Origin of the sequence: Brevibacillus nigriterrae (assembly GCF_049846925.1) — a bacterium.
Taxonomy (GTDB): Bacteria; Bacillota; Bacilli; order Brevibacillales; family Brevibacillaceae; genus Brevibacillus_H.
This window is the reverse complement of record NZ_JBNCMT010000002.1, coordinates 22,436-44,226: the sequence shown is the minus strand read 5'-3', so window position 1 is coordinate 44,226 and position 21,791 is coordinate 22,436. Positions and strand designations below refer to the sequence as shown.

Annotated in this window: 24 protein-coding genes; 21 read left to right on the top strand and 3 right to left on the bottom strand. The window is 43.4% G+C overall.

Going from position 1 to position 21,791, the window contains the following annotated elements; all coding sequences use genetic code 11:
• Window positions 1-38 precede the first annotated feature (38 nt).
• Window positions 39-1,439 (top strand): peptidase G2 autoproteolytic cleavage domain-containing protein, encoded by a 1,401-nt coding sequence (locus tag ACPW7N_RS01975; RefSeq protein ID WP_425649326.1) that lies wholly within the window; start codon window positions 39-41, stop codon window positions 1,437-1,439.
• A 12-nt stretch (window positions 1,440-1,451) separates the two neighbouring features.
• On the opposite strand, the gene ACPW7N_RS01970 is transcribed toward ACPW7N_RS01975, so the two are convergent.
• A complete protein-coding gene (locus ACPW7N_RS01970) occupies window positions 1,452-2,519 on the bottom strand; it encodes a serine hydrolase domain-containing protein (protein WP_425649325.1) in 1,068 nt (355 codons plus the stop codon).
• Window positions 2,520-2,725: 206 nt separating this feature from the next.
• On the opposite strand from ACPW7N_RS01970, the gene ACPW7N_RS01965 reads away from it, so the two are divergent.
• From ACPW7N_RS01965 to ACPW7N_RS01955, 3 genes are read left to right on the top strand one after another with little or no spacing between them, the layout of a single operon-like run.
• Window positions 2,726-3,226, top strand: coding sequence for a MerR family transcriptional regulator (locus tag ACPW7N_RS01965; RefSeq protein WP_425649324.1), 501 nt, complete (start codon window positions 2,726-2,728; stop codon window positions 3,224-3,226).
• 3 nt (window positions 3,227-3,229) lie between these two features.
• On the top strand, window positions 3,230-3,670 hold the full coding sequence (locus ACPW7N_RS01960; RefSeq protein ID WP_425649323.1) for an SRPBCC family protein: 441 nt from the start codon (window positions 3,230-3,232) through the stop codon (window positions 3,668-3,670).
• 43 nt (window positions 3,671-3,713) lie between these two features.
• The gene (locus tag ACPW7N_RS01955; RefSeq protein WP_425649322.1) at window positions 3,714-4,196 is read left to right on the top strand and encodes an SRPBCC family protein; all 483 of its coding nucleotides are present in this window, start codon (window positions 3,714-3,716) and stop codon (window positions 4,194-4,196) included.
• 621 nt (window positions 4,197-4,817) lie between these two features.
• On the opposite strand, the gene ACPW7N_RS01950 is transcribed toward ACPW7N_RS01955, so the two are convergent.
• Complete coding sequence (locus tag ACPW7N_RS01950; RefSeq protein WP_425649321.1) at window positions 4,818-6,902, bottom strand: molybdopterin-containing oxidoreductase family protein; 2,085 nt, start codon at window positions 6,900-6,902, stop codon at window positions 4,818-4,820.
• Window positions 6,903-7,025: 123 nt separating this feature from the next.
• On the opposite strand from ACPW7N_RS01950, the gene ACPW7N_RS01945 reads away from it, so the two are divergent.
• The 14 genes from ACPW7N_RS01945 to ACPW7N_RS01880 all read left to right on the top strand — a co-directional run bounded on the left by ACPW7N_RS01945 (window position 7,026) and on the right by ACPW7N_RS01880 (window position 18,918).
• Entirely contained in the window at window positions 7,026-7,592 is a 567-nt protein-coding gene (locus tag ACPW7N_RS01945) for a 4Fe-4S dicluster domain-containing protein (protein WP_425649320.1), read from the top strand.
• 5 nt (window positions 7,593-7,597) lie between these two features.
• On the top strand, window positions 7,598-9,169 hold the full coding sequence (locus ACPW7N_RS01940; RefSeq protein ID WP_425649319.1) for a PucR family transcriptional regulator: 1,572 nt from the start codon (window positions 7,598-7,600) through the stop codon (window positions 9,167-9,169).
• 163 nt (window positions 9,170-9,332) lie between these two features.
• Window positions 9,333-9,608 carry a hypothetical protein gene (locus ACPW7N_RS01935; protein WP_425649318.1) on the top strand — a complete coding sequence of 92 codons (276 nt, stop codon included), beginning with the start codon at window positions 9,333-9,335 and terminating at the stop codon, window positions 9,606-9,608.
• Window positions 9,586-10,206 carry a TorD/DmsD family molecular chaperone gene (locus ACPW7N_RS01930; RefSeq protein ID WP_425649317.1) on the top strand — a complete coding sequence of 207 codons (621 nt, stop codon included), beginning with the start codon at window positions 9,586-9,588 and terminating at the stop codon, window positions 10,204-10,206. Before ACPW7N_RS01935 ends, ACPW7N_RS01930 begins: the two co-directional genes overlap by 23 nt.
• A 21-nt stretch (window positions 10,207-10,227) precedes the next feature.
• A complete protein-coding gene (locus ACPW7N_RS01925) occupies window positions 10,228-12,432 on the top strand; it encodes a molybdopterin-dependent oxidoreductase (protein ID WP_425649315.1) in 2,205 nt (734 codons plus the stop codon).
• Between the two features lie 13 nt (window positions 12,433-12,445).
• The gene (locus ACPW7N_RS01920) at window positions 12,446-13,006 is read left to right on the top strand and encodes a 4Fe-4S dicluster domain-containing protein (RefSeq protein ID WP_425649314.1); all 561 of its coding nucleotides are present in this window, start codon (window positions 12,446-12,448) and stop codon (window positions 13,004-13,006) included.
• On the top strand, window positions 13,006-13,812 hold the full coding sequence (locus ACPW7N_RS01915) for a dimethyl sulfoxide reductase anchor subunit family protein (protein WP_425649313.1): 807 nt from the start codon (window positions 13,006-13,008) through the stop codon (window positions 13,810-13,812). The genes ACPW7N_RS01920 and ACPW7N_RS01915 overlap by 1 nt, the downstream gene beginning before the upstream one ends.
• 30 nt (window positions 13,813-13,842) lie before the next feature.
• On the top strand, window positions 13,843-14,901 hold the full coding sequence (locus ACPW7N_RS01910) for a 4Fe-4S dicluster domain-containing protein (RefSeq protein WP_425649312.1): 1,059 nt from the start codon (window positions 13,843-13,845) through the stop codon (window positions 14,899-14,901).
• Between the two features lie 18 nt (window positions 14,902-14,919).
• On the top strand, window positions 14,920-15,117 hold the full coding sequence (locus tag ACPW7N_RS01905) for a twin-arginine translocase TatA/TatE family subunit (protein WP_425649311.1): 198 nt from the start codon (window positions 14,920-14,922) through the stop codon (window positions 15,115-15,117).
• Between the two features lie 35 nt (window positions 15,118-15,152).
• Window positions 15,153-16,151, top strand: a complete 999-nt coding sequence (moaA, locus tag ACPW7N_RS01900) for a GTP 3',8-cyclase MoaA (protein ID WP_425649310.1) — start codon at window positions 15,153-15,155, stop codon at window positions 16,149-16,151.
• A 4-nt stretch (window positions 16,152-16,155) separates the two neighbouring features.
• Window positions 16,156-16,881 carry a twin-arginine translocase subunit TatC gene (tatC, locus tag ACPW7N_RS01895; protein ID WP_425649309.1) on the top strand — a complete coding sequence of 242 codons (726 nt, stop codon included), beginning with the start codon at window positions 16,156-16,158 and terminating at the stop codon, window positions 16,879-16,881.
• 202 nt (window positions 16,882-17,083) lie between these two features.
• Window positions 17,084-17,953, top strand: a complete 870-nt coding sequence (locus ACPW7N_RS01890) for an arylamine N-acetyltransferase family protein (RefSeq protein ID WP_425649308.1) — start codon at window positions 17,084-17,086, stop codon at window positions 17,951-17,953.
• A 2-nt stretch (window positions 17,954-17,955) separates the two neighbouring features.
• Window positions 17,956-18,462, top strand: coding sequence for a VOC family protein (locus ACPW7N_RS01885; protein WP_425649307.1), 507 nt, complete (start codon window positions 17,956-17,958; stop codon window positions 18,460-18,462).
• Between the two features lie 33 nt (window positions 18,463-18,495).
• Entirely contained in the window at window positions 18,496-18,918 is a 423-nt protein-coding gene (locus ACPW7N_RS01880; protein ID WP_425649306.1) for a VOC family protein, read from the top strand.
• A 242-nt stretch (window positions 18,919-19,160) separates the two neighbouring features.
• On the opposite strand, the gene ACPW7N_RS01875 is transcribed toward ACPW7N_RS01880, so the two are convergent.
• Window positions 19,161-19,316, bottom strand: coding sequence for a hypothetical protein (locus ACPW7N_RS01875; protein ID WP_425649305.1), 156 nt, complete (start codon window positions 19,314-19,316; stop codon window positions 19,161-19,163).
• 67 nt (window positions 19,317-19,383) lie between these two features.
• Here ACPW7N_RS01875 and ACPW7N_RS01870 point away from each other — a divergent pair, with 67 nt between their 5' ends.
• The 3 genes from ACPW7N_RS01870 (at window position 19,384) to rluF (ending at window position 21,718) form a co-directional block, all read left to right on the top strand.
• Entirely contained in the window at window positions 19,384-20,490 is a 1,107-nt protein-coding gene (locus ACPW7N_RS01870) for a slipin family protein (protein ID WP_425649304.1), read from the top strand.
• Window positions 20,491-20,512: 22 nt separating this feature from the next.
• Entirely contained in the window at window positions 20,513-20,911 is a 399-nt protein-coding gene (locus ACPW7N_RS01865) for a rhodanese-like domain-containing protein (RefSeq protein WP_425649303.1), read from the top strand.
• Window positions 20,912-21,028: 117 nt separating this feature from the next.
• Entirely contained in the window at window positions 21,029-21,718 is a 690-nt protein-coding gene (gene rluF, locus ACPW7N_RS01860; protein WP_425649302.1) for a 23S rRNA pseudouridine(2604) synthase RluF, read from the top strand.
• The last annotated feature ends 73 nt before the right edge of the window (window positions 21,719-21,791 follow it).

Here is a 21,791-nt window from a genome sequence, read left to right as displayed (position 1 = left end):
ATAACGCTGATAAGCCAACAAAAGAAAGGATGATTCCTATGCCAGATGGATGCAATAATAACGCTTTTGGTCCGTGCTCGGAGGCGGAAGGGAACAATACTACAGCAGGCGGGCCTGCGTCCCATGCGGAAGGAGAACTTACGATTACGTTTGGTGAAGCCTCGCATGCAGAAGGGTATCAAACTACTGCCATTGGTGTGACTGCTCATTCAGAAGGATACCAAACCATTGCTGAGGCGAATGGCTCGCATGCCGAGGGAGAACTTACGAAAGCAAGTGGTGAGGCATCCCATGCGGAAGGTTTCCAGACAATAGCAAGCGGAAATGGATCTCATGCAGAAGGGGTTGGTACTAGAGCCAGCGGATTTGCATCTCATGCGGAAGGGGGTTCAAACAATGTTGAATTTTTCCCAGGTCCGATTGCCAGCGGTGATTTTTCCCATGCGGAGGGCATTTTTACCCAGGCTACTGGTTCTGCTGCTCATGCGGAGGGTGAGACGACAACTGCGAGTGGTGTATCTTCTCATGCGGAGGGTAGTGCAACGAAAGCTACAGGTTTCACTGCTCATGCAGAGGGATCTTTTACCACTGCTTCAGCTTTTGCAGCTCATGCAGAGGGTAGTTCAACGGAGGCTTCCGGTAATTCTTCTCATGCGCAAGGAAGCAATACAAGGGCAGACGCAGCCCAATCCCATGCAGAAGGCTTTTTTACTGCCACCAATGGCTTGCAAGGTGTCCATGTCATGGGGAGGGACGGGCAGCCTAACCCTGCTGGCGGTGATCTGCCCTTTTCCTGGTATCTGATGAACGGTCCTTCTCAGTATTCTACAGCGGGTGTCGTCGCCAAAATCCAAAGTAACGGAACCGCCTGTTTCGATTCAACGGTAACCACGGCTGGAGTAATCACTTCCGCAGGTGCCTGCGACTTTGCAGAGATGTTTGAATCTTCTAACGGAGAGCTGATAGACGTAGGCTATTTCGTGACGTTTGCCAGTGGTAGTGAGAAAATTCGTAAGGCAACTGCAAGTGATAGCTACATTCTGGGAGTGACTAGCTCCAATCCAGGGTATCTAGCCGATGTGGAAGATCCTGCTTGTGGCAAATTCCTGCTCGATGAATGGAACCGCAAGCAGTACGAGGATGTCTTTTTTCCAGCCGTTACTGATCAGGATGGTAGAATTCTCGCTCCAGAGAGGACCGAGAGACGACCTGTAATCAATCCATTCTGGGAACCGGAGAAACCGTGCCGATCTCGTATGGATCGACCGGAATGGGCAGCGGTTGGTCTAATCGGAAAGCTTCTCGTCCGAGATGACGGGACTTGTTTCGTAGGCGGCTATTGCCTGCCCAGCGATGGCGGGATCGCTACAAATACAGAAAGCGGGTATTGGGTGATGAGACGAACCGGACCGAACCAAATTCTCATTCTGTTTCGCTAAAAAAGTGACAAATCAGCTTTGATACAGCCTGGTAGTCAGCATTTGAGCCAACTTATCTACATTCATTTTGTGCATACCGATGAGCGGCAATTGACTCCAAAGATCGGTTCCATTATTGGACAGAATGACCAATCCCGTTTGCTTGTCTCGGTTAAAAGTGGCAAAACTGCTTGATCCGTATGTTCCTCCATTGTGCCAGTGAGTAGTAGAGCCATCCTTTTCTTTATAGAACATCCAACCGTAGCCGATTCCAATCCCTTTGTCAGGAAAAATAGCATGGTGCTCTTGATGGCATTGTGCCAGCGCAGATCTCAGTATTGGTTCATCTGTAAGGTTCAAATGTGCTTCGATGTAGTTAAGCATGTCTGTGATCGTGGAACAAACGCCCCCGGCTCCTGCCATAGTGTCAAGAAAATGCCAGTGAGGCACAGATTTGCCTTTCGCATTAAAGACCGGAAGAGGGGTGGCGAAGCCGTTGCTCTCATTCATCTGTGCAATCAAGCCGATGCGAGAATCAGTCATTCCCAAAGGTTTGAAAACCTCATCATTTAGCGCATCTTCCAAGTTTTTGCCTAATCGTTTGGAAAGAAGCCACCCGAGTATCCCAAAGCCATAGTTGGAGTACTGGTGGCTTTTTTTAGTTTTCGGGCTCTCTCTTAAAACTGCTTCTATTAAATGTCCTTCTGAATAATTTGCATAAGGATCAAGCTTATCTACGATCGTATCTCGGAAGTTTGCAGGAACCTCTGGCAGACCTGCTGTATGGGTCACAAGCTGCAAGAGGGTCGTTTGTTGTGCAAACGAGCTTGATGACCATTCGGGAAAGAGGTCTGATAATGAATTGGAACGACTCCAAATTCCCTTCTGTTCGCCAATTGCCAGCAATAGTCCGATGATCGTCTTGGTAATAGAACCGATCTCATAGAGAGATTTTGCTGCGCTGTCTTCATCCCATTGACCTTTTGTCCATACCAGTCTTTCCGCTTTTGATACCAGACCAATTGTTAGATGATGAGTTGGAGGGCTTGCCCAACGTTGCATTCGCTCTTGGGTCAATATTTCCATTAGTGCATTTTTCACAAGCTTCACTTCCCTGCCACTAAGGATTTTATCCTGCACACGCATTTGTAGAATGTCGTTTCATCATATTCGGATGGATTTCTTTCTACTTTTACGAATCGTTCAAGATATGGTTGCAAATACCAAATAACACTTGCACCTAACGTTACGTAATGTTTTATAGTTAGGGTACCGGTAATTCGTCACGTGGAAGAAAGGAGATGAGAATGAAAACAACCTGGAAGGTAGGCGAGCTTGCGAAGCTAACGGGGTTAACGATCCGGACGTTACGCTATTACGATCAGATAGGCTTGTTCTCCCCATCGGGATATTCTGATTCTGGACACAGGTTGTATAACGAAGAGGACTTATCCCGATTACATCAAATCTTGGCACTAAAGGAATTGAATTTATCGCTGGATGAAGTTAAATCGGTGCTGCTTGGAGAAAATTACAATCCAATCGAGGTTGTGTCCCAGCAAATCAGGCTAATAAAAGACAATATCCGGATTCAACAAAAGCTTTTGGGAGAATTGGAGTACGTGCTCGGGCTGATGCAAACAAAAGAAGAAGTGTCAGTCGAGGAATTTACGAAGTTGTTGAAGCTCATGAAGAAGAGTCATGAAAAGTTTTTTGCGGCGCGGAAACTGGACTGGGAGCGCAGCTTTGACCGACTGGGAGATTTTCTGTCCAAGCCTGCGAATGCTGTGCTTAAAAAGGAGGAATAACTGATGAACGAACGATCTGCCAAACATGCTACTTTTGTAATTGAACGTATGTATGGCACCACGCCTGAGAGGGTATTTGCCGCTTGGGCAGATCCAGCAGCGAAAGCACAATGGTTTCAAAAGCCTGATGAGTTTGACTTTCGGGTTGGAGGAAGGGAAACGAATCAGGGGGGACCTCCCGGTGGTCCAATCTTTACGTTCGAAGCTTGTTATCAGGAGATTGTAGCCGGACAGCGTATTGTTTACAGCTACTCGTTGGATATGGGGCAAACCAGAATCTCAGTATCCTTGGTAACGGTTGAAATGGAACCCGTTGATAACGGTACACGGCTGGTCTTCACAGAGCAAGGTGTGTTCCTTGATGGCTATGATTCACCAGAACAGCGGGAGCATGGCACACAACTCATGCTGGATAAACTCGGCGAAGGGCTCCGAAGCAAGTAGGAGATCGAGAGCGGAAATAATAATGGAAGCGGAGGGATTCAAAATGTCAGATGCTCATTTGAGTGCAGGCTCTACGGAAGGTGCAGGTACCTGCGAATCGGTGCATAAGCGAATAATTAATGCACCACGTGAAATTGTTTTTAGCGCTTGGACATCCCCAGAACTTCTGGCGCAATGGTGGGGGCCTAAAGGTTTCACGAATACGTTTCATGAATTTGAGCTAAAGCCGGGTGGAAACTGGAAATTAACCATGCATGGCCCGAACGGTGTAGACTACCCGAATGAATGTGTATTTGATGAAATCAGCTTCCCAGAACGCTTTGTTTTGACTCATATCGGTCCGGTTCACCGCTTCCAAATAACAGCCATTTTCGATGACCTGCATGGCAAAACAGGTCTAACTTTCCGGCAGTGTTTTGAGACAGTAGAAGAGCTGGAAAGGGTAAAAGAAATTGTTGTTCCGGCGAATGAAGAAAACCTGGATCGTCTGACTGAGGTTGTAAGCAGGTTAACGATTCAGGAGTAGGATTGGTTCGATGTATTGAATATAGCAATTTTCCAGTAAAAACCTATATAACCCCAATATAAATTGGACGAAAACAATAATATAGGGAGTATCTAGTACAACCCGATCTGGGGATATAAATTGGCGCTCCAATTTTGCAGAGTGAGCAGCCAATTTTTTTTTTGCTATTATAAGGTTTAAATACCTATATATCACCATTGAGTATATTGATAAAGATGAATATACTGTATCTATCACGTACAAACCTCCGCCCTATATAATCGATAGGGCGTTTATATTTGGATCTCTCCGAACTTCGGAGGGATTTTTTTTTGTATGTTAGGAAAAATCGATGAATTACCAGTAAAAACCTATATAACCCCAATATAAATTTTACGAAAACTATAATATAGGGTAGTATCTAGTACAACCCGATCTGGGGAATAAATTGGCGCTCAAAATTCGCAGGGTGAGCAGCCAATTTTTTTTGCTATTATAAGGTTTAAATACCTATATATCACTATTGAGTATATTGCTTAAGATGAATATACTGTATCTATCACGTACAAACCTCTGCCCTATATAATCGATAGGGCGTTTTTATTTGGATCTCTCCGAACTTCGGAGGGATTTTTTTGTATGTTAACGATGGTGTAACTCGACAAGTTTGATGTCGTCAAGCTTTTCAATAGCAACAAAAGTATCGTTCAGCGCTACACCATTTGCACCTGTAACTGCTTTTCCCATATCAGCAGGAATAAACGAAATCAGATTGTTTACGGGCAAGTTATTCGAATGAGCAATTTGTAGGGTATATTTACTTACACTCGAGGAAATCTTGGCTTTAATCACCATCTCTCCATCATTGTTGTAAATTCGCACCATGTCACCCAATTCAATATTTCTTTCTTTTGCTAACGCAGGGTGAAGCAGTACGTGCGGTTCAGTTTTGATTGCGTGAAGCGAGTAAATATTAATAAATTGAGAATTGATTTGATATTGTTCATGAGTGATCAACAGACGATAGGGATATTTCTGGTTTCCTTGCTGAGCAGGAACATACATAGCTAGTGGCGGAAGGGAACTATCTTCAGCCGATTGAGAATAAAGCTCAATTTTTTTAGAAGGAGTGCCAAACTGTAAATTTTCCCAAGCTGTATTGGGGCTAGGTTTCCTTCTAGGGCCATTGAGAAGATCTGTCCATTGAGAAATTTGCAGATCTCTATATATTTCATCAGTAAATTCGTCCTCAATAAATTGAATGGGCGTTTTTTCTGTCGGAAACGAAGACAGTCCGGGAGACTTTTCATTTAATTTCTGGGATAAGAGTTTGGCAATCTGTAAATCACTTTTACTTTCGTGATAAGGAGGGATTGCTGGCTGATTGATACTGATCCAATGATGCCAGTATCCTGAAACAATATCCCACTCTTCAAAATTCGTTGTGGTAGGAAGGACAATGTCGGATAACTGTGCTGTGGGAGTTAGGAACAGGTCGACTGTCACAATCAGCTCTAATGATTGGAGTGCCCGAATCAGTACAGCTCGATCCGGATTTTGGGTTAACAGGTTGCGACAAGAAATCCAGAGAAATTTCACGGGAGGGTCTTGCAGGCCAAGAAGCTCTTTTGCAAAGTTATTAATGTCAATCGGACGGATGCAATTGTTCTGATCCACATGATCCGGAAAGTGTTTTGTAATGTTTGAGGTGAACTTCCATTGGGGATCATTGGCAAAGTGTACTCCACTTCCTCTTCGTCCAATATTCCCAGTGATAGCTGCTAAAGCATTGATTGCTCGAATGCTTTGGCCACCATGTACATGCCGCTGTAACCCGAATCCAGTCCAAATAAAAACAGGATCTCCTTCTATCAGCCGATAGGATAATTCCTTGATGGCTTCAAGTGTTTGACCGCACGTTTGCAATGCCTCTTCCATTGGAAAGGAATCGACATATGCTTTGCATTCATCCCAGCCAACCGTATTTTTTTCAATGAAATCCATGTCTTGCAATTGATGATCAATGATGTATTTGGCGATTGCAAGTGCCAAAGCCCCGTCACTGCCTGGCTTCACTTGAAAATACAAATCGGATTTCTGTGCAGTTGCCGTGTAAACTGGGTCAATCGTGATAAGTGTGGCGCCCATTTCTTTAGCCTGATACAAATAGGGAAGCGCATGAATCGAGGTCCATACCGGATTGACACCCCAGAGAATGATCGTTTTGGCGTGAATCAAATCTTCTAGATCAGATGTTTGGTGCCAACCAAAATCAAAATGAAAGGCATCCAGTCCTGGTGACCAACAGGGTGATCCGATTGCTCTTGAAGTTTTACCAAGGCTGTTAAACATTCCTTCTACGGCTTGATGCAAGATGCCGAAATTGCCTGAGTACTTATTCAGAGCAAGAGACAGGTGAGAATCATAGCGATGGTGGAGTTCAATGATTTTCTCAGAAATAATATCCAAAGCGGTGTCCCATGAAATCTTGCGCCACTTGCCGCTGCCTCTCTTTTCCTGAATCATGGGGTGTTTGATTCTTTCAGGGTGATAAACGAGATTTACATAGTTAAAGCCTTTGGGGCAGAGCTTTCCTTTTGTGTAGCCATGGAGAGGGTCTCCTCCTACTTTCTGAAGGATGCCATCAGTGGAATAGCCTAGCATGCTGCAGGAACTATAACAGTTGCGAGGGCAAACATGTCTGGTTACGGTATAAGGTTCGAGCATGTTTTGACCCCCTTAGGATTCAACAATCTGTAATATATGTGCCGCTCAATTATTCGTGCTAATAGTATACTAACGATAGATTTTTAGCAACCAACATGACAGAGAAGAATTGAAGGGCTACCCATGGAAAAACAGCTAGGTTTCTTGGTTGATACACAAAAATGCATCGGGTGTCGAACCTGTGAATTTGCCTGTAAAAACGAAAGGAATCGAAAGGATACCTCTCGACGAAAAGTGGTTTCACTTTCTCAAAATGACGGAAACATCTTCGGCTATCTGTCAATCGCTTGTAACCATTGTCAAAATCCTGCTTGTTTGTCTGTTTGTCCGACTGCATGCATTAAAAAGACTCGGAATGGGATTGTTCTGCTAGATTCAAGCAACTGTTCGGGCTGCAAGTTATGCGTCAATGCCTGTCCGTTTCACGCAATAACGATCATTCCTGATACGGGAAAAGCAGACAAATGCGATTTTTGTATGGAAAGGCAGAGGTCGGGAGAGCTTCCTGCTTGTGTCTCATCATGCATTGTGGGTGCAATTCAGGTCATCGACATCAACAGCGAGCAAAACTCCGGGCACCAAAAAGCAATCGTTTCCTATCAGATGAAATCCATTACTTGTCCTTCTATTCGTTTCAAAGAAAAAAAGGTACAATCACAACGTTTCTGGGCACAAGATGAGAGGGAGTGAGTAATTTGGAAACAACGATGACTTTTCAAGAGCTAATTATTGCGCACCCTTTTCAGAAAGCTGAGATACTTAGTGGATGGTCAGGAAAAGGTAATTTCTTTATTGATGTAGCGTCAAATCTGCAAGCAGTAAAGAGGCAAACGCTGCTGATTCTTGAAGTATCGCAAGAAAACATTCAAAAACTTCCAGAGATAGTAAACCATGATTATATTCAGGGAGTCTTACTCTACCATCTGGATAAAAAATACATTCGTCCAAGTCTACTTGATAAAATCAAAGAGGTACACAAACCAGTCCTGTTTCTCGACAATACAGACCTTGATTCCATCATTCGCACGATTGAGGAAATGAAAAAACTAAAGCAATTAGGACTATTTCGGTATGCGTGGGAACAATCGACCAGATACTGGCTCACGATGATAAATGAGAATCATATCCAGAAAGTGCTGGATCGTTTGTCAGAGATCATCGACAATCCAGTTGTCTTGTTGGACCCCTTTTTCTTTTTGCATTCTTCCATGCCCTCCGTAGATGGTTCGGATCAATACACATTTTTGAAGCAAAGGTACGTACAGATGAGAAACGGTTCCAAAGACGATTACCGTTTATTGCAAGAACAACAAGAATCGTTTCTGCTGTTCAAACTGGAAAACCACGGATTCCTGTTGATCAAACAAGAGCGAGGAACCATTACTGATATGACCATTGAACTGGTTCATCAGGTTTTGCCAAGCCTCGTGACCTGGTTTAAGAAAGAAGAAGCGATACTTGAGACGAATCGAAAATACGCCAATCAGTTTCTTTATGATGTCTTGTATAACAATTTTGAATCGGAAGAGATGTTGATTACGCAAGGAAAACTCTGGGGATGGAATTTTACCAAGCAGCCGTTGCTGATGGTGCTGCAATTACATTCCGAAAATGATCAGTCCCTTAGTATGGAACTCTTGGAGAGTATGAAGCATCAAATTACCTTCATCCTCCAGTCACAGGCTCTTACAGGTATCGTTACAAATTTTCAGGATCAAGTGGTTGTCTTTGTTTTTGATGAAAAGAAACAGTCCAAAAAAGAAAGAAAAGATTTCAGTAAATACCTTGCAACACAAATTCAGCAGGTACTGGCAGGCAAGTTTCCCGATGTAAGGATTACGGTTGGTATTGGGCGTTTGTATCGATCCAACCTGGAGATTTTTCGGAGTTTTCAGGAAGCGAAGATTGCACTGGAAATGGGCAGATTTCTTCAGAAAAGAAAAGGCGTATTTTTATTTGAAGAGATTGGTGTGATTCGGTTACTTTGTCTCATTAACAACGATGTTCTCATTACATTCTTCAAAGAAACCCTTGGAGAATTACTGGAGTATGATCGTGAGCATGATGGAGAATTGGTTCGAACGCTTGAAGTGTATGTTCAGGAAAATGGAGATATTTCTCGAACCTCTGACTCTCTTTATATTCATCCCAATACGCTGCGAAATCGGTTAAAGAAGATTGAAAGCCTACTGGATATCAGCCTGAATTCGTATGAAGATTTGTTAAATGTTTTTGTCACACTTAAAATTTCTCAAATAGTAACATGAGGCTGCAAGTTCTAAAACTTGTAGCTTTTTTTTGTGCAAATGATGAACAACACCCAATCTTGCACACCGAAATGTGATAGATTCACACCCTGCCTCCTTCAAACATGTTCATTTGTACAGTGGGGCAGGTGATACGATTTCACTAGAAACAGGAGGTGAGAAAATGCGGGGTAAACAGATGATCATTTATTCTTGCCTGGTACTTTCTATTCTGGTGATGACGGCGTGCACGAATCAGCCTGCAAAGTCAGAGAGTGCGCTAATTGAAAGCAGATCATCCAACTTAGAGTATCAGGGAATAGCCAAGCCAATTGTGGAAAGAAAGGTCAAAATTACGGATGAACAGCAAAAACGGTTTGATGCTCTGATGCAACAATCGAAACAGCTTCAAAAACAGGGTACTGGAGGAGAGAAGGATGCTACCAAACCACACGTATAGCCAGCATCTGGAAGAGTGTTTTCGCATGTTCATGATCCTTCAGAACTTTTATGCAGGGCGTTCATTGAAGTGGAGTGCGCAAGATTGGAAGGAAATTTGCACAAGCATAGAGGCGTATCAACTGCTTTTACCTAGTCAGAAAATATGGAAATGCATTGATTTATTGCTTGGAATACAAGAAGAAGATGCACTGCAAGTGGAGTATGAATTTAATAGGCTCTTTGTTGGACCAGACAAGCTGCTTGCTTCACCGTATGAATCAAGCTACCGAAACCCCGAAAAAACATTGATGCAAAGGGAGACCTTGCAGGTTAGATTGTTTTATTCACAGGCAGGTGTAGAGGTAGCCAACAAGGGAATGGAGCCGGATGATCATCTTGCTTTGGAACTAGAGTTTATTTGTTACCTGCTTGCCACTCATGCCGAAGAGGGATTTCCTGACCAGTATAAAGAGTTCCTAGAGAAACATCTTTTGGTTTGGTTTAAGGAGTTTTGTGAAAATATTCACAAACACGCTGAGAATCGAATTTGTCAGGCAATGGCGTATCTCTTGGAAGGAGTTTTGGAGGTTGAGCAGGAGAGGCTATTTTACCAATGATAAAGGAGGGAAATGAGCCCGATGAATGACAATAAAATATCCAGACGCAGCTTTTTAAAAGTGACAGGAACTGTGGGAGCTACCGTTAGTGCTTTATTTGGATTGAAATTCTCCAAAGAATATGAATTTCTGGGCCTTGCTCCACAGAAAGCGGGAGCGGAGGGTGCTGAACAAACATTTTTCAATGCATGTCCGCGAAATTGCTATGATACCTGTTCAATGATAACAACGGTAAAAGACGGCACGATAACTTTTGTAACCGGGAATGAAAACAACACTTATACAAACGGGAAGCTGTGCATCAAAGGGAACACCTATCCAAGGATGGTCTATTCGCCAGATCGCATCAAGTATCCCATGCGTCAGATCGGCAGAGGCAGCGGCAAGTGGGAGCGGATCAGTTGGGACGAAGCTTTTACAATCATTGCCGAAAAGATTTTCGCAATTAAAAAAGAGTATGGCAGCACACTTCCGATTTGTTTAAACAAATACTCTGGCAACTTCAACATCCTCAATTATGGGGTGGAAGGTACATTGTCCAGCATCGGATATACCACCAGAGCGACAGGAACTCCTTGCTGGCCTGCTGGAATTGATTCGCAGGCGTATGATATGGGGACAATCGCCAATGCCGATCCAGAACAAATGGTACATGCCAAGTATCTGATCGTCTGGGGAGCAAATCCTGCATGGTGTGCCGTGCACTCGATGAGCATTATTGAGAAAGCAAAAGAAAAAGGGTGCAAGATCGTTGTCATTGATCCTATTCTGACGCAGACGGCAGCCAAAGCGGATGAATATATCCAGGTCAAGGCGAGTACGGATGGTGCGCTTGCGCTAGGCATGGCCCGATATATTATTGATCACAAGCTGTATGATGAGAACTGGATGCAGCAGCACTCCAAAGGATACAAAGAGTTTTTGGATTATGTGAAAACCAATATAACGCTAGAATGGGCATCTGAAAAAACAGGTATACCAGTTGAAGTAATAGAGCGCCTGGCGAGAGAATATGCCACAGCAAAACCGGCAAATATCTGGATTGGGTACGGATCGCAGCGTCATACCAATGGTGGGGCCAACGTCAGGGCGATTGATGCATTGGCTGCATTGACCGGCAACATAGGAGTTTTAGGCGGTGGCGCTAACTACGCACAACTTACGACATGGGGCTTCAATTACCATGCGATGATCCAAAAGGCTCCAAAGGGAAGCGGGGGAGAAAAGGATCGTGCCATCAACATTAATAATTTTGGCGCCGAGGTATTAGCGGCAAAAGAGCCGCCGATCAAAATGCTGTGGATCGCCTGTCGTAATCCACTTTCCCAAGATCCGGAAACGCAAGTTGTACAAAAAGCATTTGAGCAGATGGATTTCATTGTTACCGCAGACATGTTTATGACCAATACCGTAAAGATGTCTGATCTGGTGCTGCCCGTTACGACTCCATTCGAGAGTTGGGGTGTAAATGTAAGCTACTGGCACTATTGGATTAATATCAACCAACAGGCGATCAAACCAATGTATGAAGCCAAGAGCGATGTAGAAATTGCGATGGGATTGTCCAAAAAAATGAATGAAATCGAACCCGGATCATGTACGTACCCAACGTCAGGTAATTTGGAAGAGTGGGTAGGCAAAGAATTTAATGATGGTATTTATCAGATGTTTGGACTAAACGACTGGAAAGACCTGTATAAAACGGGAACTGCCAAAGCAAAAGGGATGGAAATCCAATGGAAAGACAATCAATTCAAAACACCATCTGGTAAGTATGAATTCTGGTCTGAAAAGGCGACTGAATTTAATAATCATCAGCTCCCAGTCTATCTCGAAGAGCTTCAAGCACCCGAGGCGTATCCGATTCGCTGCATCTCACCGCACTGGAAATTTGGTCTTCATAGCCAATTCCAGAATCTTGATTGGGTAGAGAAAATTAATAACAAGCCGTTTATCGAAATTCACCCATCACTAGCGAAAGAAAAAGGGATCAGTGAAAACGATAATGTCAAAATGTTTAACGATATCGGATACATTATTGTGCCAGCCAAGATTACCCAAAATGTGCCTAAGGACACAGTAGCGGTATACGAAGCATGGTACAAAGATCAGGATTTTAACGTGAATTTTACCGTGAAAGCCATCCCGGCTGATATGGGAACCTATCAAACAGGGATGCCCGGAATTGCATTCCACGATAATTTCGTAAACATCGAAAAAGCATAAGGGGGGATAGGAGGTGGCTAAAAAAGCATTTGTAGTTAACATTGATCGCTGTATCGGTTGTCATGCCTGTGAGATTTCATGCAAAAGCTTTTATCAGTTGGAACCTGACATGAGCCGTCGAACCGTAAGAGAGTTGCCAGAGCTATTAACCGGGTCTCCTACACGAGCATATCTGTCTTCTGCGTGTAATCACTGTGATGATCCTGCATGCAAAAAAGCGTGCCCTGTCGGAGCGTATACCAAACGAGAGGATGGCATTGTCGTCCACGATCCTAGTCTCTGTATTGGCTGTAAAATGTGTGCCAAGGCTTGTCCCTACAAAGTCCCGCAGTTTAACAATACAACGAAGAAAATGGACAAGTGCAGCATGTGCTATCAATTGCAGGATGAAGGAAAACAACCCATCTGTGTATCCAAATGTCCAATGGATGCATTAGAAGTGATTGATTTGGAGAAGGAAAATCGAGCCAACCTCGAAGTATCTGTCGCTGGATTTGCTAACACGGCCATTACCCACCCGACTACTCGATTTATCCTACCGAAAACAGGAAAGCAAGTAAGGAGGGACGTGTAATGCATGACTTTCCACTCGTACTCTTCACTGTTTTATCTCAGGTTGCAATTGGTGCACTTGTGACCTTATGGCTGCTGGAGATAACAGGCAAAAAAATTTCCGTTTCATCTGGCTTTACCATCAGTTCTGTAATTGCTGGCATTGCAATCGTCGGAGTGCTAATCTCCTTATTTCACTTGGGGCATCCGTTGGAAGCGTATCGGGCGATTCTTAATATTGGCGAGTCCTGGCTAAGTCGCGAGGTTACTGTATATGCAATATTCATACTGTTCAGTCTGATGTATTGCTATTTTTGGAAAGCAGACCGCCCTGCCAATCGAAAAACAGTTGGTGCTTTAGCTACTCTGTTCGGAGCAGGGACGATTTTTTCCTCTGCGATGATTTATACGATTCCAGCGATTCCAGCATGGAACAGCGGGTCAACGACACTCTCCTTTTTTCTGACGTCAATCCTGTTGGGACCCATTTTTGTAGGAGCTGTCCTGCAATGGAGAAAAGAGCAAAACTTTGACTTTTCACGTATTACCCTGGTCAGTACGGGTTTGTCCGTCATATTTCTAGTTGTTTACCTCACCTCTCTATTCTCTGGATTGGAACAAGCGGCACAGTCTGGCGTTCAGATCGTAAACAGTGGCATGTTTTGGATTCGCATGGCTTTATTGGGTGTAGTGCTAGCCATGCTTCTTCCAACGATCAAAGGGAGCAAAAGCAATAATACAGTTACCTGTAGTCTCATGTTTTTGTTGCTGATGATAAGTGAGTTGTTAGGAAGAATCTTGTTCTATACAACGGCGGTTCATTTATAGACGTATGTTCGAAGAAAGGAGGGTGCAGCCATGATTAACTTGTTTAAATTGATGAATGCGTTCGAGCGACACGCGTCACCTGTGGAGATTCAAAAGGAAGTTTGCACTCGGCTAAAATCAACGGCAAGTACCTGTACGCTTTGTATGGACAACTGCCCTTCAAACAGTATCAGATTAACAGCCAAAGAGATCGTGATGACAGACTGTCTGGAATGTGGAATCTGTGGAGTGGTTTGTCCAACCAACGCATTTTCTTGGAAGCGCCCCTCCTTTAAACGAATGCTGGAGCAAACAGAACGTCAATTTGTGGATGAAGGCAGAGTTTATATTACCTGTTCCAAGCAGTTATTTCCTGAACAGATAGTAGGTTTGAAGGTGCCTTGTTTAGCAGTAATTCCTTGGGAAGTCTGGATGTCAATGCTGCTTACCTCTCCTTCGCTTTCTATTTATTTACCAGAAGGAAGTTGTCAAACGTGTGAGGTTACAACAGGTGAGCGGGTTTGGAGCGAACAGTTGGGGCGTGCGGAAACCCTCTGCGAGAAGAAAGCAACTCGATATTTTTCCGTAGAGAAAATAGACAGGGACTATGCCTACGATAGTAGCCGTCGTCAGTTTTTGCAATTTGCACTTCATGAATTCAAAGAATCAGGTAAGGAAGTATTCAAAGAGATTCTTGGTGAGACACAGGAACAGAGACTAGCTGAGATATCAGAAATACCAGAGGAAATCCGGCAGAAAAAAGCAGAAATAGTAGAAAAAATCCTGAGAGAATCACGATACACCTATGTGGAAAGACGAAAAATATTGTTGCATCAACTACAGCAGGATCAGAACCTTATGCAACGGATGACCGTCAAGTTGCCAGTAATAAACGATTCATGTGATATCTGTGGAGCATGCACCATTCTCTGTCCGACGCAAGCACTTCGCATGATAGAAACGGAAAATGGGCTAGGAAGAGAAATCAGATTGCAACCAGCTACATGTGTAGAATGTGGCTTGTGTAGAGAAGTTTGCTGGGAAAAGAATATTTCGCTTGTGGAACATCCCGCTGAAGTGTTGTTTCAGTCAGAATCCAGCCTGATCTAAGAATAGGGAGGAATTGATATGTTACAAAATATTGGACCTGGAACGTTGATCCTGATTTTGTTCGTTGCTTTGTTGGTTTTTGGCCCATCGAAACTTCCAGAGCTTGGACGTGCCTTTGGCAAAACGTTACGAGAGTTTAAGTCAAGTGCCAAAGAAATGATGGCGGATGAAGAAAAACCAGTTCACAAGGAGTCTTCTGAAAGCAGCAAGATTTGAAATTATGGCTGAACTAGCAGGAATAGGTGAGGATTATGTCAGGAAAGCTGGTTGACTCATTTGGGCGAGTGCATGATTATTTACGAATATCAATTACGGACAGATGCAATTTACGTTGTATGTACTGCATGCCTCCGAAAGGGACATCATTTCTACCCGATCAATCGTTATTGACGAATGAGGAGATTGTGAAGGTTGTTCGGGTCATGGCTAAAATGGGGATTTCGCGAGTCCGCCTGACAGGAGGTGAACCTTTGCTCCGTCCTGATGTGGAGTCATTAGTGGCAAGTTTGGCCTCTATTCCTACGATTCGAGATATTTCAATGACAAGCAATGGACTATTGTTGGCTAAAAAAGCCCAAAAACTAAAAGAAGCAGGGCTAAAACGAGTGAACATCAGCCTGGATTCGCTAAAGCCAGAACGATATTCGATGATAACTCGTGGTGGAGATATTCAGCGTGTACTAAATAGCATCGATGAGTGTCAGCGGATTGGTATCAGTCCAATTAAAGTGAATGTGGTTTTGATCGATGGTGTCAATCACGATGAGATAGCTGATTTCTTGCGATTAAGTATCACTTTGCCCATACACGTCCGGTTTATTGAGTATATGCCAATTGGGTCCTTGAAACCTTGGAAGAATGGTTTTCTACCACTAGATCAGGTGATCCAAACTTGTCACATGCATGATTGGAATGCAAGGCCAGTGCAAGCAGAAAATGCAAATGGACCAGCCAGGTATTACAAGATCGACGGAGCAAAGGGGCAGTTTGGTTTGATTCATGCGGTAAGCAATCACTTCTGCCATTCCTGTAATCGCCTGCGTTTAACGTCCGATGGCTATCTCAAAGGATGCTTGTTTTGGAACGACGAATCCTACATTCGAAAATGGATAGATAGCGAAACTGACATGATAGAAATGATTCACCGAGTACTAAACCAAAAGCCAGAGTCTCATGAAATGTCAAAAGCCTATATGCTGACACATGAAGATTCGATGACCGTAAGAAGCATGTCCCAAATAGGAGGGTAATGTCATGTCTCTTGTTAATCATCTCGGTGAATTACGTAAGCGGCTCATTCGGATTGGCATTGTACTCGTTTTATCAATGATAATTAGTTTGTATTATACGCCTGGTTTTTTGTCCTTGCTCCAAGGAACAGCGCCAATCAAGGTGGTATGGAACGTTTTTTCTCCAGGAGACGTGTTGAGTATCTATATGCAATTATCCTTTTCGCTGGGGCTTATTATTACAGCGCCCTATGTCATGTATCAACTTTGGGCATTTGTCAAACCAGGACTGAAAAAATCAGAACAAAAAGCAGCCTTAAAATACGTCCCTTTTTCAGCATGTATGTTTGCGATAGGAATGCTATTTGGCTACTTTGTCGTGTTCCGCATGGTACTTCTGTTTACCAACTCGTTAAATATGCACATGGAAATACAACAAATGTATGGATTGGATAAATATATATCCTTTTTGTTGGGGATTGTGATTCCTGTAGCTGGCGTTTTTGAACTTCCTGTGGTGGTGATGTTTCTGACAGTGATCCATATTTTACATCCAGACATCCTGAGGAAATATCGCAAATACGCCTATTTTCTCTTGTTTATCGTAAGTGCGATGATTACGCCACCAGATGTTATTTCTGATCTAATCGTTTGTATCCCTCTTGTTCTTTTGTATGAACTGAGTATCTTTCTTTCAAATTTGGTGATCAGGAAACAAGAGATCTATCAAAGAACGATAGAGATTGCTTGATCGTTAGAATCTCTCCAACTTCGGAGGGATTTTTTTTTGTAAATTTTCATGGTTCGAGTTGAAAAGTGCTGGTCACCTTATTGCATGTGTTTCTGTATTTGTTAATATGAATGAAATGGATGAATATGGATGTTGAAAATAGTAACAAAAGGAGATGTCTATCGATACTTTGAAAAACTATGATGTCTCTAAGGAGGGGAAGATGGAAATGCTGAAAAATGAAGAAATCAAAGCGTATTTACATAGACTCGGAATTAAAGAAATTGAGCCGCCTACCCTTTCATTTTTGTCTGAACTACATAAAGCGCACGTGAAAAATATCCCGTGGGAAACCATTGATATTTTCGCTGGAAGGCCGACTGCTATTGATACCAGGGAATCCGTGCAACTGATGATCAATGGTAGAAGCGGTTATTGTTTTCATCTGAACGGAGCGTTTAGCGAGCTTCTTCGTTCCTTGGGTTATCAGGTCTCTTGGCATCGAGCTGGTGTTCAGCCGATGGGAGAGCAGCCTCGAATCAATTCCTTTCACCTTGGACTCACTGTAAAATTAGAGAATGAACGGTGGATTATTGATGTTGGTCTTGGAGATATGCCATTTGAACCACTGCCTCTGCAAGCTGGAATCTATGACCAAGATCCCTTTATTTATAAAGTGACTGAATCAAGTGTCGTTACCAATGGCTGGCGATTGGAACATGATCCACTTTCTACATTTACTGGAGTAGATTATGATCCTGAGGTTGTGGATGAGCTGGAAGAGTTTTATCCGAAACACGAGCATTACAGCCGATCTGCAAATTCACCCTGGATCAATCTGTTTCTTGTCCGACATCGGCATGCGACTGGAAGCAATGAACTGAGAGGTTGTGTCTGGAGCAAACGGGAGAAACATGTGATTGAGAAGATAGAGATTCTATCAAAATCACAATGGTTTGAAGTCTTGGGGGATATTTTTGGCGAACATCTGGTGAATTATAGTAAACAGGCGCGAGACGATCTGTGGAACAAGGTTCAAGCGATTAATGAACAATGGAAGAAAACAAAATCACTAGAGAAAGAGGTAGAGTAAGAATGAAAAACAAAATCCAAAAAATCACGCCAAACCTGTGGTTCGACACACTAGCAGAAGAGGCAGCGAAGTTCTACACTTCTATCTTTAAAAATTCTAGTATTGGAAGAATCACTCGATATACAAAAGTGGGACATGAAATCCACGGAAGATCAGAAGGTGCCGTAATGACGGTGGAGTTCCAGTTGGAAGATCAACAATTCGTTGCATTAAATGGCGGCCCGCAATTTCCTTTTACTGAGGCCATCTCTTTTATTGTCCATTGTGAGTCACAGGAAGAACTGGACTACTTTTGGGAAAAACTCTCCGAAGGCGGAGACGAAAAGGCACAAGTGTGTGGTTGGTTGAAAGACAAGTTTGGTGTGTCGTGGCAAATTGTCCCAGCCGAAATGACCGAGCTCGTGAGTGGCCCCGATCCACAAAAATCGGAAAGAGTATTAAAAGCCATGTTCCAAATGAAAAAATTGGATATTCAAGTGTTAAAGCAGGCATATGAGGGGGAGCAGTAGTAGGAAGAAGACTTATGGAGGTATGAACATAGGATGAAACCACGAATTACTGTCATTACTTTGGGTGTAGATGATTTGGAACGATCACTGAAATTTTATCGTGATGGGCTGGGGCTGCCGACTCAAGGGATCATCGGTCAGGAGTTTGAGCATGGCGCCGTTGCTTTTTTTGACTTACAAGCAGGTTTAAAGCTCGCCATTTGGAATCGTAAAGACCTCGCTCATGAGGCAAAGGTTGTTCAGACCGCACCGAATCCTACTGAATTTACGATTGGTCACAACGTAGGCAGCAAGGAAGAAGTGGATCAGGTGATGACACAAGCCCAATCTGCTGGAGCGATCATAACCGACCCGGCGCATGATACCTTTTGGGGCGGATATTCCGGTCACTTCCAAGACCCGGATGGACACTTGTGGGAAGTCGTCTGGAATCCACAGTGGGAATTGGAAGAATAACTTTCCCTCCAATTCCAAGTTTTGTTATGATGGTTGTGGGTAATGATGGGGCATTGACTCCTATGTGCGGATTTCTGAATGATCCGACAGTGCTGCATTCCACTTGGATGGTCAGTATGCTGGAGCACAGTGACATCCTTATCCCACCATGCAGAGGTTCGATTCCTCAGCTCACCCTTTCAAGGTGACTTCTGGTCGAATCGCTTGATGAACAATCAAGCCTTAAAAATCTAACCTATTCTTTATTGATCATCCTCTGTGGCAAGCCCACACTGAAATGAACGCTTTGCAGGCTGGTGGATATCGGATGAATCAGCTTTTCGCTTTGCCGTGAAAATCTTCTTCAAGCAGTCGAAGTGGAGCAAATGAGTAACTGGGAAAGAGTCTTGTGCGTTCATGCTTAAATCAGACTCCGCATTCATTTCAGGAGGATTTCAATAAAGAGATAAGCAAGGGGAGAGAGAAATGAAAAAAGTGATCATTCAAGACGATGAAAGAGGCCTTCTCTTCAAGGATGGCAACTACCAACGTTATCTTCAGCCGGGGAAGTATTTCTTTCCACCCTTTGTGAATAACGAAGTCATTAAACTGAAAATCGATCAGCCGTTTCAGGTGCCCGATAAAAATATCAATCTTCTACTTCACGATCCAGAGTTGAATAAGGATTTGGTTGTAGTGGAAGTGAAAGATTACGAATATGTCCTTCATTACGTGGATGAGAAATTCAAGTCTGTCCTGACCACGGGGAAGTACGTATTTTGGAATCTGTTACATAAGCACGACTTTATAACAGTCGATACAAGAGAACCAGAGGTACGTCCGGAGATTGATCGGTCGATTTTCAGCAGCCCTCGGGTGAATAGTTATGCTATTATTTACGAGGTTGCGAGTTATGAGACGGGCATTCTCTTCTTTAACAACGTCATGCAGCGTACTCTACCACCGGGCAAGTACTATTTTTGGCGAGGGCCCGTCTCCATTCAAGTAAAACTGATTGATTTACGCCAGCAGCAATTGGATATGACTGGACAGGAAATGATGACTGAGGACAAAATTGCGCTTCGGCTTAACTTTGTCTGCCAGTACAAAATTGTGAATCCTTTGAGAATGATGGAGATTAAATCATTTGAAGAGCAAATCTATATTTTGTTGCAGCTTGTTTTACGAGAATATGTCGGTACGCTGAAGCTTGACGACCTCTTGCGAACCAAGCAGGAAGTAGGACAATTCGTTTTGTCACGATTGCAGGAAAAAAGCGAGGATTTCGGCGTGCAGTTCCTGTCTGCAGGTGTAAAAGATATTATTTTGCCTGGTGATATCAAAGAGATTTTGAATATGGTGTTACTGGCAGAAAAGAAGGCACAGGCTAATATTATCACTAGAAGAGAAGAGACTGCATCGACCAGAAGTCTACTCAATACGGCGAAGCTGATGGACGAGAATCAGACTTTGTCCCGTTTGAAAGAGTTGGAATATCTGGAGCGAATTTGTGAAAGGATCGGACATGTCTCTTTGTCCGGTGGAGGAAATTTGCTAGAGCAACTGAATAGTCTATTTACTGCTAAAAAATAGAGGATATAGGAGATTGGGAGAAATGAACCGAACGATAATTGCCCTACTTTCTGTGATTGCAATCGGAGCTGTTGTCTGGATGCTGTTTTTTCAGACGAGTAGCACGATTCAACAGGTGACAACTACACAATTACAAGAAAAATTGCAGCAACAGTTGAATTCCTCAGCCGTGTTCATTGACGTGCGAGAAGAGAATGAGTATACGGAAGGGCATATTGAGGGGATTGCCAATGTACCTCTGAGCTCTTTACCGAATCGTTTAGCTGAAATTCCCAAAGACAAAGAGGTCGTTATCATTTGCCGGAGTGGGAACAGAAGCATGCAAGCAGCGAAATTGCTTCAGGAGCAAGGCTATACGAATATTGTGAATGTTTCAGGTGGTATGCTTGATTGGAAAGGTCCAGTAAAAACAGGCAAATAAATGTGGATGGGGTGGGGCTGGATGCTTCGCCCCATCCTTTGTGTTACAATGGAAAATGCTTGTAAGCACAATTGAGTAGGAAAAACAAGAACCATGAGATAGAGAAGGGATTTCCGCATGAGAATCAATAAATTTATAAGTGAGACAGGAGTATGTTCGAGGCGGGAAGCTGACAAGCTGATTGATGCCAAGCGGGTAACCATCAATGGGCTAGTGGCGGAGCTTGGCAGTACGGCAGAACCGGGTGATATGGTCATGATCGACGGCAAGCCGATCGGCACCAAGAAAAAGCCAGTTTACATCGTCTTGAACAAACCTGTTGGCATCACGAGCACAACGGAAAAGCATGTTCAGGGCAATATCGTAGATTTTGTGAACCATCCAGCGCGGGTATTTCCGATTGGGCGTCTCGATAAGGATTCAGAAGGGCTGATTCTGCTCACCAATGACGGAGACATTGTCAACAAGATATTGCGGGCAGAAAATAATCATGAGAAAGAGTATATCGTCACGGTGAACAAAATGATCACTCAGGAATTCTTGCAAGGGATGTCTAGCGGAGTCAAGATTTTGGGAACCAAAACGAAACCGTGCAAAGTAAGCCGTGTCAGTGACAGGGTGTTTCGGATCATCCTGACACAAGGACTCAATCGTCAAATTCGCAGGATGTGCCAGGCATTTGGATACCAGGTGACCCGACTGCAACGGATTCGGATAATGAATATACGGTTAGGTGATCTGAAAATCGGCCACTGGCGCAATCTGACAAGCAAAGAATTCAATGAATTAATGAAATTGTTGGAGTAGGAAGCCGTTCGATATGAACTGTAACCAAAAACGCTCATTCCATTACGGAGATGAGCGTTTTTATTTGAATTGG